13 protein-coding genes are annotated in these 13804 nt (G+C 71.5%); 7 read left to right on the top strand and 6 right to left on the bottom strand.

Features of this window, described 5'->3' with window-relative positions; translation table 11 throughout:
- Positions 1-67: 67 nt before the first annotated feature.
- From ACZ5K7_RS25365 to ACZ5K7_RS25355, 3 genes are all read right to left on the bottom strand, one after another.
- Positions 68-1015 carry a beta-ketoacyl-ACP synthase III gene (locus tag ACZ5K7_RS25365; protein ID WP_468916406.1) on the bottom strand — a complete coding sequence of 316 codons (948 nt, stop codon included), beginning with the start codon at positions 1013-1015 and terminating at the stop codon, positions 68-70.
- Positions 1016-1162: 147 nt separating this feature from the next.
- On the bottom strand, positions 1163-1297 hold the full coding sequence (locus ACZ5K7_RS25360) for an MFS transporter small subunit (protein ID WP_351730470.1): 135 nt from the start codon (positions 1295-1297) through the stop codon (positions 1163-1165).
- Positions 1272-2600 carry an OFA family MFS transporter gene (locus tag ACZ5K7_RS25355; protein WP_468916403.1) on the bottom strand — a complete coding sequence of 443 codons (1329 nt, stop codon included), beginning with the start codon at positions 2598-2600 and terminating at the stop codon, positions 1272-1274. Before ACZ5K7_RS25355 ends, ACZ5K7_RS25360 begins: the two co-directional genes overlap by 26 nt.
- A 227-nt stretch (positions 2601-2827) precedes the next feature.
- Here ACZ5K7_RS25355 and ACZ5K7_RS25350 point away from each other — a divergent pair, with 227 nt between their 5' ends.
- The 5 genes from ACZ5K7_RS25350 to fdhD are packed head-to-tail and all read left to right on the top strand — an operon-like array spanning position 2828 to position 9251.
- Positions 2828-3799: a 2-dehydropantoate 2-reductase gene (locus ACZ5K7_RS25350; RefSeq protein WP_468916401.1), complete on the top strand. Its 972-nt coding sequence runs from the start codon at positions 2828-2830 to the stop codon at positions 3797-3799.
- Positions 3796-5715: a molybdopterin oxidoreductase family protein gene (locus ACZ5K7_RS25345; RefSeq protein WP_468916398.1), complete on the top strand. Its 1920-nt coding sequence runs from the start codon at positions 3796-3798 to the stop codon at positions 5713-5715. Before ACZ5K7_RS25350 ends, ACZ5K7_RS25345 begins: the two co-directional genes overlap by 4 nt.
- 5 nt (positions 5716-5720) lie before the next feature.
- The gene (locus tag ACZ5K7_RS25340) at positions 5721-7538 is read left to right on the top strand and encodes an NADH-ubiquinone oxidoreductase-F iron-sulfur binding region domain-containing protein (RefSeq protein ID WP_468916570.1); all 1818 of its coding nucleotides are present in this window, start codon (positions 5721-5723) and stop codon (positions 7536-7538) included.
- Complete coding sequence (locus tag ACZ5K7_RS25335) at positions 7535-8395, top strand: 2Fe-2S iron-sulfur cluster-binding protein (protein ID WP_468916395.1); 861 nt, start codon at positions 7535-7537, stop codon at positions 8393-8395. Before ACZ5K7_RS25340 ends, ACZ5K7_RS25335 begins: the two co-directional genes overlap by 4 nt.
- A 7-nt stretch (positions 8396-8402) precedes the next feature.
- Positions 8403-9251 (top strand): formate dehydrogenase accessory sulfurtransferase FdhD, encoded by an 849-nt coding sequence (fdhD, locus tag ACZ5K7_RS25330; protein WP_468916393.1) that lies wholly within the window; start codon positions 8403-8405, stop codon positions 9249-9251.
- 72 nt (positions 9252-9323) lie between these two features.
- Here fdhD and ACZ5K7_RS25325 read toward each other — a convergent pair whose 3' ends face one another.
- Positions 9324-10154, bottom strand: a complete 831-nt coding sequence (locus ACZ5K7_RS25325; protein WP_468916390.1) for a LysR family transcriptional regulator — start codon at positions 10152-10154, stop codon at positions 9324-9326.
- Positions 10155-10294: 140 nt separating this feature from the next.
- On the opposite strand from ACZ5K7_RS25325, the gene ACZ5K7_RS25320 reads away from it, so the two are divergent.
- Positions 10295-11014, top strand: coding sequence for an SDR family oxidoreductase (locus tag ACZ5K7_RS25320; protein ID WP_351699118.1), 720 nt, complete (start codon positions 10295-10297; stop codon positions 11012-11014).
- Between the two features lie 12 nt (positions 11015-11026).
- Here the strand turns inward: ACZ5K7_RS25320 and ACZ5K7_RS25315 are convergent, their stop codons facing one another.
- Both ACZ5K7_RS25315 and ACZ5K7_RS25310 read right to left on the bottom strand, forming a co-directional pair.
- Positions 11027-11554 (bottom strand): isochorismatase family protein, encoded by a 528-nt coding sequence (locus tag ACZ5K7_RS25315; protein WP_468916387.1) that lies wholly within the window; start codon positions 11552-11554, stop codon positions 11027-11029.
- 141 nt (positions 11555-11695) lie between these two features.
- Complete coding sequence (locus ACZ5K7_RS25310; RefSeq protein ID WP_351699444.1) at positions 11696-12721, bottom strand: bile acid:sodium symporter family protein; 1026 nt, start codon at positions 12719-12721, stop codon at positions 11696-11698.
- Between the two features lie 186 nt (positions 12722-12907).
- Between ACZ5K7_RS25310 and ACZ5K7_RS25305 the strand changes: the two genes are divergently transcribed.
- Positions 12908-13774 carry a LysR substrate-binding domain-containing protein gene (locus tag ACZ5K7_RS25305; RefSeq protein ID WP_351699115.1) on the top strand — a complete coding sequence of 289 codons (867 nt, stop codon included), beginning with the start codon at positions 12908-12910 and terminating at the stop codon, positions 13772-13774.
- Positions 13775-13804: the final 30 nt, after the last annotated feature.

Genomic DNA, 13804 nt, shown 5'->3' with positions numbered 1-13804 from the left:
TACAGTCTACGGCGCACAACTGCCAGGGGAAGCGCGAGTCGACCACGTCACACCGCGGACGCGCTCCTCACGGACACCGCACGACCTGCCCCGCGTACGACAGGTTGCCGCCGAAGCCGAACAGCAGGACCGAGTCGCCGCTGGAGACGCGCCCCTGCTCGACGAGCTTGGACAGCGCGAGCGGGATGCTCGCGGCCGAGGTGTTGCCCGATTCGGTGACGTCCCTGGCGACCACCGCGTTGACCGCGCCGATCTTCTGGGCGAGCGGCTCGATGATCCGCAGGTTGGCCTGGTGCAGGACGACGGCGGCGAGGTCGACGGGGTCCACCCCGGCCTTCTCGCAGGCGCGCCGGGCGATGGGCGGCAGCTGGGTGGTGGCCCAGCGGTAGACGCTCTGTCCCTCCTGCGCGAACCGCGGCGGGGTGCCCTCGATCCGTACGGCATGGCTCATCTCCGGCACCGAGCCCCACAGCACCGGCCCGATGCCGGGCTGCTCACCGGGCCCGCAGGCCTCGACCACGGCCGCGCCCGCCCCGTCGCCGACCAGCACACACGTCGTACGGTCGGTCCAGTCCGTCACCTCGGACATCTTGTCGGCGCCGATGACGAGCGCACGGGTGGCGGCGCCCGCCCGCACAGTGTGGTCGGCGGTGGCAAGGGCGTGGGTGAAACCGGCGCACACGACATTGACGTCCATCGCGGCGGGCTGCGGGATGCCGAGCCGGGCGGCGACGCGAGCGGCCATGTTCGGGGACCGGTCGATCGCGGTGGAGGTGGCGACCAGCACCAGGTCGATGTCCGCGGGGGTGAGGCCGGCCGCGGCGAGGGCCTTGGCCGCGGCGTGCGCGGCCAGCTCGTCGACGGGTTCGTCGGGGCCCGCGATGTGCCGGGTGTTGATGCCCACCCGGCTGCGGATCCACTCGTCACTGGTGTCCACCAGACCCGCCAGGTCCTCGTTGGTGAGTACCTTCGCGGGCTGGTAGTGGCCGACGGCGGCGATGCGCGAGCCGTTCATGGGTGGTGGGTCCCCCTCGTTGCCTCGGTGTGGGCCCACCAGTCTGTTCAGTGACTCACGGGTACGACGGCACGTAAGGCCACAGGAAACGGGCGCCCGAGTTGTCGGCTTCTTGCAGACCCTCGGACGCCCGAGCACTCTCCCGGTTCACCCGTTGAACAGCTGTGTCGCTTTCTGTACGAGTTCATACACGCCGTAGGCGAAGGGCGCGCCCACCCAGAGCCAGGCGACGGCGATCAGCCAGCGGCGGTCGGTCTCAGGCGGGCTGCTCTCGTTCGACATCGACGGCCTCCCTCGGGGCGGGGATGTGGTGGCGGACGTTGACAGGCCGGATCAGCTCGTTGGCGACGAACCCGATGACGAGCAGTCCGATCATGATGCCGAAGGACAGGGTGTACAGGTCGGCGCCGTGCTTGCCGGCGTCCTTCTGGTGGTCGGCGATCCAGTTGACGATCAGCGGCCCGAGCACACCGGCCAGGGACCAGGCGGTGAGCAGCCGGCCGTGGATCGCGCCGACCTGGTAGGTGCCGAAGAGGTCCTTCAGATACGCGGGGACGGTGGCGAAGCCGCCGCCGTAGAAGGACAGGATCACCAGCGCGCAGAGGATGAACAGCGGCTTGGAGGAGTCCCCGAACAACGTGATGAGCAGGTACATCAGCGCGCCGACGCCGAGGTAGACGCGGTAGATGTTCTTGCGGCCGATCAGGTCGGAGGTGGACGACCAGCCGATGCGGCCCGCCATGTTGGCGGCGGACAGCAGGGCGACGAACCCGGCCGCCGCGGACACCGTCACCGCGGTGGAGCTGTCGGCGAAGAAGTCCGTGATCATCGGGGCGGCCTTCTCCAGGATGCCGATGCCCGCGGTCACGTTCATGCAGAGCACGACCCACAGGCACCAGAACTGCGGGGTGCGGATCGCGTTGTTCGCCGAGACCTGCACGCCCTCGAAGGCGCTCGGTGCGTCCGCGACCGGCTTCTCGCTGCGCGGCACCCGGATCAGCAGCACGCCGAGGGTCATGAAGACCGCGTACGCCAGCCCGTGCACCAGGAAGGCGAGGGCGATGCCATCGTTGTCACTGCCGAAGGACGAGAGCATCTGCGCGGACCAGGGCGAGGCGATCAGCGCGCCGCCGCCGAAGCCCATGATGGCGATGCCGGTGGCCATGCCGGGCCGGTCCGGGAACCACTTGATCAGGGTGGAGACCGGCGAGATGTAGCCGATGCCGAGGCCGATGCCGCCGACGAAGCCGTAGCCGAGGACGATCAGCCAGTACTGCTTGGTCTCGGCGCCCAGCGCGGAGATCAGGAAGCCGGTGGAGAAGCAGACCAGGGCGACCGTCATGGCCCAGCGCGGTCCGTTGCGTTCGACGAGGGTGCCGCCGAACGCGGCCGACAGGCCGAGCATCACGATCGCGAGCTGGAAGGGCAGCGCGCTCTCGGTGCCGCTGAGGTTCAGCGCGGATTCGAGCGGCGGCTTGAAGACGCTCCAGGCGTAGGCCTGGCCGATGGAGAGGTGGACGGAGAGGGCGGCGGGCGGGACGAGCCAGCGGCTCCAGCCCGGCGGTGCTACAGGGGGGCTGCTCATGAGTCCCGAACGGTAGGGCCGGGGCAGGGTGGTTGAGAACCCAACGGCTCGATCGTATGCGATGAGCGGTATCCAGAATGCGCCGAACGGTCGCTGTCCGAACCCTTGTCGCCCTCGACTCCATACTGTAGACAATATTTCGTCGACATGATTCGGCCGACGCTTCACACCAGCCGGTCTCCCCGAGGCCACCTCCGCGGTATCCCTCAAACCGAACGGAGTGTTCCGTGAAAGTCGCAGTTCTCGGCGCCGGTGCGATCGGCGCCTATGTCGGTGCCGCGCTCCACCGCGCGGGCGCCGACGTGCATCTCGTCGCCCGTGGACCCCATCTGGCGGCCATGAGGCAGTACGGAGTACGGGTGCTCAGCCCGCGCGGCGACTTCACCGCGCATGCCCACGCCACCGACGACCCGGCCGAGGTCGGCCCGGTCGACTACGTCTTCCTCGGGCTGAAGGCCAACTCGTACGCGGCGTGCGGGCCGCTGATCGAGCCGCTGCTGCACGAGCGCACGGCGGTGGTCGCCGCCCAGAACGGCATCCCCTGGTGGTACTTCCACCGGCACGGCGGCCCCTACGACGGCCACCGCGTCGAGAGCGTCGACCCGGGCGGCGCGGTCAGTGCCGTACTCGCCCCCGAACGCGCCGTCGGCTGTGTGGTCTACGCGGCCACCGAGCTCGAAGCCCCGGGCGTGGTACGGCACCTGGAAGGCACCCGGTTCTCGATCGGCGAGCCCGACCGCAGCGTGTCCGAGCGCTGTCTGCGCTTCAGCGAGGCGATGCAGACCGGCGGGCTGAAGTGCCCGGTGGAGCCGGAGCTGCGCAACGACATCTGGCTCAAGCTGCTCGGCAACATCTCCTTCAACCCGATCAGCGCGCTGGCCCGGGCCACCATGCGGCAGATGTGTCTGCACGGCGGCACCCGCCGGGTCATCGAGACCATGATGCGCGAGACGCTCTCGGTCGCCGAGGCCCTCGGCTGCGAGGTCGGGGTCTCCATCGAACGCCGGCTCGCGGGCGCCGAGAAGGTCGGCGACCACCGCACCTCCACGCTCCAGGACCTGGAGCGCGGCAAGCCGCTGGAACTCGACGTGCTCCTCGCGGCCGTCGTCGAGCTGGCGGAGATCACCGGCGTGCAGGTGCCCACCCTGCGCACCGTGCACGCCATCTCGGACCTGCTCGCGCTGAGGAGCGCCGCATGAGGAAACGGCAGCAGAAGACTTACACCCGGCTCACCCACCCCCTGGTGCGGGACTCCCGTGACGAGCCGTTCCGGCGGGCGAGCTGGCAGGAGGCCCTGGACCGCGCGGCCCGCGGCCTGGACCGCAACCGCGGCGCGTTCGGGCTGTTCTCCTGCGCCCGCGCCACCAACGAGATGAACTACGTGGCGCAGAAGTTCGCCCGGGTGGTGATGGGCACCAACAACGTCGACTCCTGCAACCGCACCTGTCACGCCCCGAGCGTGGCCGGCCTGAGCGCCGCCTTCGGCTCCGGCGGCGGCACGTCCTCGTACGAGGAGATCGAGCACACCGACGTCATCGTGATGTGGGGCTCCAACGCCCGCTTCGCGCACCCGATCTTCTTCCAGCACGTGCTGAAGGGCATCAGGAACGGCGCCCGGATGTACGCCGTCGACCCGCGCCGCACCTCCACCGCCGAGTGGGCGGAGAGCTGGCTCGGGCTGAACGTCGGGACGGACATCCCGATGGCGCACGCGATCGGCCGGGAGATCATCCACGCGGGGCTGGCCAACGAGGCGTTCATCGAGCGGGCGACGACCGGTTTCGAGGAGTACCGGGCGCTCGTCGAACCGTGGACGCTGTCGCTGGCGGAGAAGGTGACCGGCGTACCGGCCGCCGCGATCCGGGAGCTGGCGCACGCCTACGCCCGCGCCGAGCGCGCCCAGCTGTGCTGGACCCTCGGCATCACGGAGCACCACAACGGCACCGACAACGTCCGCGCCCTGATCAACCTCTCCCTGCTGACCGGTCAAGTGGGCCGCTACGGCGCCGGGTTGCAGCCGCTGCGCGGCCAGAACAACGTGCAGGGCGGCGGCGACATGGGCGCGATCCCCAACCGCCTCCCCGGCTTCCAGGACATCCTCGACCCGGAGGCCCGGCTGAAGTTCGAGTCGGCCTGGGACACGGTCATCGAGCCGCACTACGGGCTGAACCTCACCGAGATGTTCGAGGCGATGGAGGAGGGCACGCTCAAGGCGGTCTACTGCATCGGCGAGAACCCGGCCCAGTCGGAGGCCGACAGCGAGCAGGCGATCCGCCGGCTGAGCGCCCTCGACTTCCTGGTCGTCCAGGACATCTTCCTCACGAAGACGGCCGAGCTGGCGGACGTCGTACTGCCCGCGACCGCCGGCTGGGCGGAGACCGAGGGCACCACCACCAACAGCGAACGGCGGGTGCAGCGGGTACGCCGGGCCGTGACCCCGCCCGGCGAGGCCCGCGAGGACATCGACATCCTCTGCGACCTCGCCGGCCGCCTCGGCCACGACTGGAAGTACGCCGACTCCCAGGCCGTCTGGAACGAGCTGAGGTCGGTCTCCCCGGACCACTACGGGATGACGTACGACCGGCTCGTCGAGCACCAGGGCATCCAGTGGCCGTGCCCGAGCACCGAGCGGCTCGAACCGGCCTATCTGCACGGCAGGCTGTGGGAGAAGGACCCGGCGCTGCGCGGCACCCCGGCCCCCTTCGGGCTGGTCCGGCACGATCCGCCGGTCGACCTCACCGACGAGGAGTACCCCGTCCGGCTCACCACCGGGCGGCGGCTCGACTCCTACAACACCGGGGTGCAGAGCGGTGGTTACGCCTCCCCGCTGCGGCGCGGCGAGTACATCGAGCTGTGCCCGGAGGACGCCGAGCGGTACGGGGTCGTGGTCGGCGAGGAGGTCCAGGTGTCCTCGCGGCGGGGCTCGGTCGTGGCCCCCGTCTGGATCGACACCGCCCTGCGCCCCGGTCTCGCCTTCATGACCATGCACTTTCCCGACGAGGTGGACACCAACCAGCTGACGATCGAGGCCAACTGCCCGATCGCGGGGACGGCGGAGTTCAAGGCGTCGGCGATCCGTATCGAGAAGCTTCCGGTCGCGACCATCGTGAGGTGACCCAAGTGGACCTGCACTTCGGCGACAGCAAACCGACGGACGACGAACGGGCCGCCGTCGACGCCCTGCTCGGCCCTCCGGAGTCCTCCTGGGAGGGCGCCGACCGTTCCGACGCGGACCTGCGGTGGGCGCGCGGCGGACGCCCCGCCCGGGACCGCCGCGACCTGCTGCTGCCGGGGCTGCACGCGATCAACGACCGGGTCGGCTGGATCAGCGAGGGTGCCCTCGGGTATCTGTGCCGCCGCCTGACGGTCCCGCCGGCCGAGGCCTACGGGGTCGCCACCTTCTACGCGATGTTCTCCGTCGGACCCCGCCCGGCGACCGTCCTGCACCTCTGCACGGACCTGGCGTGCACGGCGGCCGGGGCGTCCGCACTGTGCGCCGGGGTGGAGGAGGGCCTCGGTCCCGGGGTGCACGTCGAGCGCAGCCCCTGTCTGGGCCTGTGCGAGCGGGCCCCGGCCGCCCTCGCGATCCGGGCCGGGGATCCGGTACGTACGGCGGTGGCGGCCCCGGCGACGGTCAGGACGGCCGTCCTCGCGGCCACCGCACCCGACTCGGCACCCGAGGAGCCGCCGGCCGCGGCAGCCGTACCGCAGGCGGGACAGGAAGGTCTGACCCTGTTGAAGCGGGTGGGCGTGGTCGACCCGTCCTCGCTCGACGACTACCGCGCCCACGGCGGCTACACCGCCCTGCGCCAGGCCTTCGCCCTCGGTCCCGCCGGGGTCATCCGCGAGGTCACCGACTCGGGCCTGGTCGGGCGCGGTGGCGCCGCCTTCCCCACCGGCCGCAAATGGCAGGCCACGGCGTCCCAGCCGGACCGCCCGCACTATCTCGTCTGCAACGCCGACGAATCCGAGCCGGGCACCTTCAAGGACCGCGTGCTCATGGAGGGTGACCCGTACGCGCTGGTGGAGGCGATGACCGTCGCGGCGTACGCGATCGGCGCGCACCGGGGCTTCGTCTATCTTCGCGGCGAGTACCCGCGGGCGACCCGCCATGTCCAGCACGCGATCGACCAGGCCCGCGCCCGGGGTTTCCTGGGCGACGACATCCTCGGTCAGGGCTTCGCCTTCGACATCGAGGTCCGGCGCGGGGCGGGGGCGTACATCTGCGGTGAGGAGACGGCCCTGTTCAACTCCATCGAGGGGTACCGGGGCGAGCCGCGCTCGAAGCCGCCGTTCCCCGTGGAGAAGGGGTTGTTCGGGAAGCCGACCGTCGAGAACAACGTGGAGACGCTGGTCAACGTCCTGCCGATCCTGACCATGGGCGCCCCGGCGTACGCGGCGATCGGGACGGCGAAGTCCACCGGCCCGAAGCTCTTCTGCGTGTCGGGGAGCGTGGCCCGCCCAGGTGTCTACGAGCTCCCCTTCGGTGCCACCCTCGGCGAACTGCTCCAACTCGCCGGAGCACAGGACGACTTGCGGGCCGTGCTGCTCGGCGGGGCCGCCGGCGGCTTCGTACGGCCGGACGAACTCGCCATCCCGCTCACCTTCGAGGGCACCCGGGAGGCGGGCACCACGCTCGGCTCGGGTGTGGTCATGGCCTTCGACGGCACCGTGCCGCTGCCTCGACTCCTGCTCCGGATAGCTCAGTTCTTCCGGGACGAGTCCTGCGGGCAGTGTGTGCCGTGCCGGGTGGGGACGGTCCGGCAGGAGGAGGCGCTGCACCGGATCGCCGAACGCACCGGCGCCGGCGCGGCCGATGACATCGCGCTGCTGCGCGAGGTCGGACGGGCGATGCGGGACGCCTCGATCTGCGGTCTGGGCCAGACCGCCTGGAACGCCGTGGAATCCGCCATCGACCGTCTGGGGGCGTACGCATGACCGTCACACCGCTGGGGATCCCGCGCCGGCTGCTGGAGTTCACGCTCGACGACCGGGAGGCCCGGGTCCCGGAGGGCTCGACGATCCTGGATGCCTGCCGGGCGGCCGGGGAGGACGTCCCGACGCTGTGCGAGGGCGACACCCTGCGCCCGAAGAACGCCTGCCGGGTGTGCGTGGTCGAGGTGGAGGGGTCCCGGACCCTGGTGCCGGCCTGCTCCCGGAAGGCCGAGCCGGGGATGGTGGTGCGCACCGGCACCGAGCGCGTCCGGCACAGCCGCAGGATCGTCCTGGAGCTGCTGGCCTCCTCGGTGGACCTGTCGACGACCCCGCGGGTCGCCGAGTGGATCAAGGAGTACGAGGCGAAACCGGACCGTTTCGGCCCCGGCGCGGCCCGCCTGGACGAGGAGCCCAGGGTCGACAACGAGCTGTATGTGCGCGACTACGACAAGTGCATCCTCTGCTACAAGTGTGTGGACGCCTGCGGCGACCAGTGGCAGAACAGCTTCGCGATCTCGGTCGCCGGGCGGGGCTTCGACGCCCGGATCGCCGTGGAGCACGACGCCCCGCTGACCGACTCGGCCTGTGTCTACTGCGGGAACTGTGTGGAGGTGTGCCCCACCGGGGCGCTGTCGTTCAAGTCGGAGTTCGACATGCGGGCGGCGGGCACCTGGGACGAGTCCCGGCAGACGGAGACGACCACGGTGTGCGCGTACTGCGGTGTGGGCTGCAACCTCACGCTCCACGTGCAGGACAATGAGATAGTCAAGGTCACCTCGCCGCACGACAACCCGGTGACCCACGGCAACCTCTGCATCAAGGGCCGTTTCGGCTACCAGCACGTACAGAACCGGGGCTGATCAGACCATGGGACGAGTCACGGAACGACGCAAGGTCATCCGCATCCGCGACGGAGCGGTCTCCGCCCGGCCGGACACACTCGTCGCCGAGGAACCGCTGGAGATCAGACTCAACGGGAAACCCCTGGCCATCACGATGCGCACGCCCGGCGACGACTTCGCGCTGGCGGCCGGGTTCCTGGTGAGCGAAGGCGTCCTGGCGACCGCCGACGACCTGCAGAACATCGTCTACTGCGCCGGGGCGACGGTGGACGGCTCGAACACCTACAACGTGGTCGACGTGCGGACCACGCCGGGCGTCAAGCTCCCCGACTTCACCCTGGAGCGGAACGTCTACACGTCCTCGTCCTGCGGGCTGTGCGGCAAGGCCAGCCTCGACGCGGTGCGTACGACGGCTCGCTGGCCGATCGCCGACACTCCCCCGGTCCGGGTCGGACCCGAGCTGCTCGCGAGCCTCCCCGACCGGCTCCGCGCGTCGCAGCAGGTGTTCGACCGGACCGGGGGGCTGCACGCGGCGGCCCTGTTCTCCGAGGACGGGGAGCTGCTGGACATCCGGGAAGATGTGGGCCGGCACAACGCGGTCGACAAACTGGTCGGGCGGGCCCTGCAGAACGGGCAGCTGCCGCTGTCCCGGGCGATCCTGCTGGTCTCCGGGCGGGCCTCCTTCGAGCTGGCGCAGAAGGCCGTGATGGCGGGCATCCCGATGCTCGCGGCGGTCTCGGCGCCGTCCTCGCTGGCGGTGGACCTGGCGGCGGAGACCGGGCTGACGCTGGTCGGTTTCCTGCGCGGCAGCAACATGAACGTGTACGCGGGCGAGGACCGTATCGCCCTGCGGGCCGCGGCCGCCCAGGGCTGACCCGGTTCCCCGCGGCACGGCGGCGGGGCCCCGACCGGCGGGGAGCGCCCCCTGCGCCGCAGGGGCCCCGCCTCAGCCGGAACCCGGAGCCCCGACGCCCGCCGCGGCCTCGGCGAAGGCGGCGATCAGGGGGGAGCGGCGGCCGGCCGCCCAGGCCAGCAGCACCCGGTCGGGATCGGCGTCGGAGACCGGGACGTAGGCGATGTCCGGGCGGGAGTACTGCTCGGCGACGGAGTGCGGCACCAGGGTGATGCCGGTGCCGGCGGCCACGCGCTCGAACTTCTCCTCGATGGTGCGCAGCGGCAGGTCGCCGGGGAGGGGATCGTTGTAGCGCAGCCGTCGCTCGCCGTCGAGGTCGGTGAGCGAGATCTCCGGTTTCCCGGCGAGCCGGTGCTCGGCGGGGAGCATGGCCACGCGGGGCTCGCTGTACAGGGGGCGCAGTTCCAGTCCGTCCTCCCGGACGGGCAGCCGTACGTAGGCGATGTCGACCGTGCCGTCGAGGACGAGCCGTTCCTGGTCGTCCCACTCGACCCGGCGGGCGCCCGCCTCGACGTCCGGGTGGGTCGCGGCGAAGGCGCGCAGCGCGGGGGTGACGACGACACCGGCGCGGAAGCCGACGACGAGCCGCCGCCGGCCGCGTGCGGCCTGCAGGACGCGGCGCCGGGTGCCGTCGGCGGTGGCCAGCAACTGGCGTGCGTCGTCGAGGAGTTGACGTCCGGCGTCGGTCAAGGTGACGCCGTGACTGTCCCGGACGAACAGTTCGGCGCCCAAGTCCTTCTCCAGCGCGCGGATCTGACGGCTGAGCGCCGGCTGGGCGATGTGCAGCTGCTCGGCCGCCCGGCCGAAGTGGAGGAGCTCGGCGACCGCCGTGAAGTATCGGATCTTGCGCAGATCCAGGTCCATGCCCACACCTCCTGGCCGGTGACGGCGATGCCTTCAGGGTATCGCCACCGCCGGAAGAGGTCTTGGACGGCGGATGCCGCCGGGCGGCAGGCTGGAAGCGTCCGAACGGGACGGAACAGCAGCCAGGAGAGGAGCCGGCCATGGGTCTGCAGGGACAGCGTGTCGTCGTCATCGGAGGTACGTCGGGCATCGGGCTCGCGGTCGCCGAGGGCGCGGCGCGGGAGGGCGCGCGGGTGGTCGTCGCCTCGCGCCGGCAGGAGAGCGTGGACGCGGCGCTGAAGGTGCTGCCCGAGGACGCCGAGGGCCAGGTGCTGGACGCCACGGACGAGGACGCGGTGCGCGGCTTCTTCGCGCGGATCGGCGGATACGACCACCTGGTGTTCACGGCGGGTGAGTCGCTGCTGCTGGAGACCGTGGCCGAGACGAGCATCGGGGCGGCCCGGCGTTTCCTGGACACCCGGCTGTTCGGTGCGTACACGGCGGTCAAGTACGGCGCCGGATCGATCCGCCCCGGTGGGTCGGTGGTGCTGACCACGGGCACGGCGGGGCAGCGGCCGATGCCGGGTTCGAGCGTCGCGTCGGCGCTGTGCGGGGCGATGGAGGCGCTGACCCGGGCGCTGGCCGTGGAGCTGGCGCCGGTGCGGGTCAACGTGGTGTCGCCGGGAGTGGTGCGGACCGAGCTGTGGCGGGAGCTGCCGGAGGCGGACCGGGACGGTCTGTTCCGGTCGTCCGCCGAGTCGCTGCCGGTGGGGCGGGTCGGCGAGCCGGCGGATGTGGCGGAGGCGTACCTGTACCTGATGCGTGGGGGGTACAGCACCGGGTCCGTGGTGGTCGTGGACGGGGGCGGGTCGCTGGTCTGAGCGATCGGACGGTCAGGCGGGGGCGAAGCGGACGTCGGCGGCGGTGACGACCGTGCCGAGGCGCGGGAAGTCGAGCCGGACGGACGCCTCGTGCTCGGCGGCGGTGAAGGCGGCCATGGCGTCCGCCACGAAGACGAGGTCGTAGCCGAGGTCGGCGGCGGCGCGGGCGGTGGACTCGACGCCGAGGTTGGTGGCGATGCCGCCGAACACCAGGCGGGTGACGCCGAGCCGGCGCAGCCGGGCGTCGAGTTCCGTGCCCTGGAAGCCGCCGATCGTGCGCTTGACGATCTCCAGGTCCCCTTCTCTGCGGAGTCCGGCCACCAGCCCGCTGCCCGGCGGCTGCTCGGCGAGCGCGGGCCGTTCGACGCGGAGGAGCACCACGGGTGCGCCGGCCGCGCGGAAGGAGTGGGCCAGCTCCTCGGCGCTGTGCAGGACTTCGGTGCCCTTGCGGGGCTCCAGGGGCAGCGCGACGATGCGGTCCATCAGGTCGACGAGGACGAGGGCGGTGCGCGCCGGGTCGAGCGCCAGGGGTGCGGTCATGACGGAACGTTAGCCGTCATCAGCCGTCCGTACCGGAAATCCGGATCAACAGGCCCGTGAACTGGTCGCGTTCGGCAGCCGACGACACCGGTGGCCGGGTCCCGGGCCGGTCTCGGAGAGGCCGCGCCCCTCGCCGGCCGCTCAGCGGCCGGAGGTCCCGGTGCCGACGGCCGACCGTGACTCCGCCGCGGGGGCGGGCGGGGGCACGGCATCCTCCTCCTGCGCCTCCGGGTCGTGGGCGCGGCGCTTGGCGATGACCGCGCACACCATGAGCTGCATCTGATGGAAGAGCATCAGCGGCAGCACGGCCAGCGAGGCATGGGCGCCGAACAGGACGCTGGCCATGGGCAGTCCGGAGGCGAGGGACTTCTTCGACCCGGCGAACTGGATGGCGATGCGGTCACCGCGGCCGAAGCCCAGCGCCTTGGCGCCGTACCAGGTCAGGACGAGCATCACGGCGAGCAGCACCGCCTCGACGGCGAGGAGCCCGGCCAGCCGGACGGCGCTGACCTGGTGCCAGATGCCCCGGACCATGCCCTCGCTGAACGCGGTGTAGACGACCAGCAGGATCGAGCCGCGGTCGACCAGGCCGAGGATCTTCTTGTGCCGGGCGATGAACTCGCCGATCCACCGGCGCAGCAGCTGTCCGGCGACGAACGGCACCAGCAGCTGGAGGACGATCTTGACGATCGAGTCGGCGGAGAAGCCGCCTCCGTTGCTGCCGAGCAGTGCGGCGGCGAGCAGCGGGGTGAGGACGATGCCGATCAGCGAGGAGAAGGAGCCGGCGCAGATCGCGGCGGGCACGTTGCCCCGGGCGATCGAGGTGAAGGCGATCGACGACTGGATGGTCGAGGGCACCAGGGTGAGGAAGAGGAACCCCTGGTAGAGCGGATGGGTGAGCAGCACGGGCACCAGGCCGCGGGCGGCCAGGCCGAGCACCGGGAAGATCACGAAGGTGCAGACCAGGACCGTGACATGGAGCCGCCAGTGCCGCAGTCCGTCGACGGCCTCGCGGGTGGAGAGCCGGGCCCCGTAGAGGAAGAAGAGAAAGGCGATCGCGGCCGTGGAGGCGCCGGAGGCCACGTCGGCGGCGGTGTCCCGGGCCGGGAGGAGCGCGGCGATGCCTACCGTCCCGAGCAGCAGCAGGACGTAGGGGTCGATCGGCATCCAACGGGGCCAGCTCAGGCGTTTCACGGTGCTCCACTTGCGGTCGGTCAATAGTGTCGGGCCGGCGCGTACGCCGGGCTCTCGGCGGTGGCCGGAAGGCCCCTCTCCATCGTCCTCCTCAGGCAGGTGATCGGGAATCCGGCATACCACTCTGACTGCCATCGCGTTCCGCGATAACATGTTCGAGTGTACGACCCTTCGCAGTTGCGGACCTTCCTCGCGGTGGCCCAGACACTCAGCTTCACCCAGGCAGCCCGCCGCCTGGGACTGCGCCAGTCGACGGTCAGCCAGCACGTACGCCGTCTGGAGGACGCGGCCGGCCGCCAGCTGTTCTCCCGGGACACCCACTCGGTGGAACTGACCGAGGACGGCGAGGCGATGCTCGGCTTCGCCCGCCGGATCCTGGAGGTGCACGAGCAGGCGGCTGCCTTCTTCACGGGAACCAGGGTGCGCGGCCGGCTCCGGTTCGGCGCGTCGGAGGACTTCGTCCTCACCCGGCTGCCGGAGATCCTGGAGGGCTTCCGCTCCGACCACCCCGAGGTCGACCTGGAGCTCACGGTGGAGCTGTCGGGCACCCTGCACGAGCAGCTGGCCGCCGGGAAGCTGGACCTGGTGCTGGCGAAGCGGCGCGCGGAGGATCCGCTGGGCGAGCTGGTCTGGCACGACGACCTGGTGTGGATCGGTGCGGAGCGGCTCCGCCTGGACCCCGACCGCCCGGTCCCGCTGATCGTCTACCCCCCGCCGGGCATCACCCGCGCCCTGGCCCTGGAGGCGCTGGAACGCCAGGGCCGCGAGTGGCGCATCGTCTGCACCAGCGGCAGCCTCAACGGCCTGATCGCGGCGGCCCGGGCGGGTCTGGGCGTGATGGCCCACTCCAAGGGCCTGGTCCCGCCGGGACTGTTCCGCGTCCCGGACCGGGCGGGCCTCCCGGAACTGGGCAAGATCGACTTCGTACTGGTGCACGGCCACCGGCGTTCACCGGCACAGTCGGCGGCGGACGCGCTCGCGGCGGCGATCCTCAGGGGCGGCGAGCGCCTGCACCGAAGGAGCTGACCTTCACAGCGTCCCCTCGGCGACGCGTGC

This window comes from Streptomyces sp. NPDC031497, assembly GCF_055580905.1.
Note: the sequence above shows the minus strand (reverse complement) of the source record. Positions and strands in the feature narration are given on the sequence as shown.

Bases quoted from the DNA above. Each gene is read 5' to 3' on its own strand.
- ACZ5K7_RS25335 (WP_468916395.1), top strand. From the start codon at position 7,535: ATGACCGTCACACCGCTGGGGATCCCGCGCCGGCTGCTGGAGTTCACG.
- fdhD (WP_468916393.1), top strand. From the start codon at position 8,403: ATGGGACGAGTCACGGAACGACGCAAGGTCATCCGCATCCGCGACGGA.
- ACZ5K7_RS25345 (WP_468916398.1), top strand. From the start codon at position 3,796: ATGAGGAAACGGCAGCAGAAGACTTACACCCGGCTCACCCACCCCCTG.
- ACZ5K7_RS25310 (WP_351699444.1), bottom strand. From the start codon at position 12,721: ATGCCGATCGACCCCTACGTCCTGCTGCTGCTCGGGACGGTAGGCATC.
- ACZ5K7_RS25360 (WP_351730470.1), bottom strand. From the start codon at position 1,297: ATGTCGAACGAGAGCAGCCCGCCTGAGACCGACCGCCGCTGGCTGATC.
- ACZ5K7_RS25365 (WP_468916406.1), bottom strand. From the start codon at position 1,015: ATGAACGGCTCGCGCATCGCCGCCGTCGGCCACTACCAGCCCGCGAAG.
- ACZ5K7_RS25325 (WP_468916390.1), bottom strand. From the start codon at position 10,154: ATGGACCTGGATCTGCGCAAGATCCGATACTTCACGGCGGTCGCCGAG.
- ACZ5K7_RS25355 (WP_468916403.1), bottom strand. From the start codon at position 2,600: ATGAGCAGCCCCCCTGTAGCACCGCCGGGCTGGAGCCGCTGGCTCGTC.
- ACZ5K7_RS25315 (WP_468916387.1), bottom strand. From the start codon at position 11,554: ATGACCGCACCCCTGGCGCTCGACCCGGCGCGCACCGCCCTCGTCCTC.
- ACZ5K7_RS25320 (WP_351699118.1), top strand. From the start codon at position 10,295: ATGGGTCTGCAGGGACAGCGTGTCGTCGTCATCGGAGGTACGTCGGGC.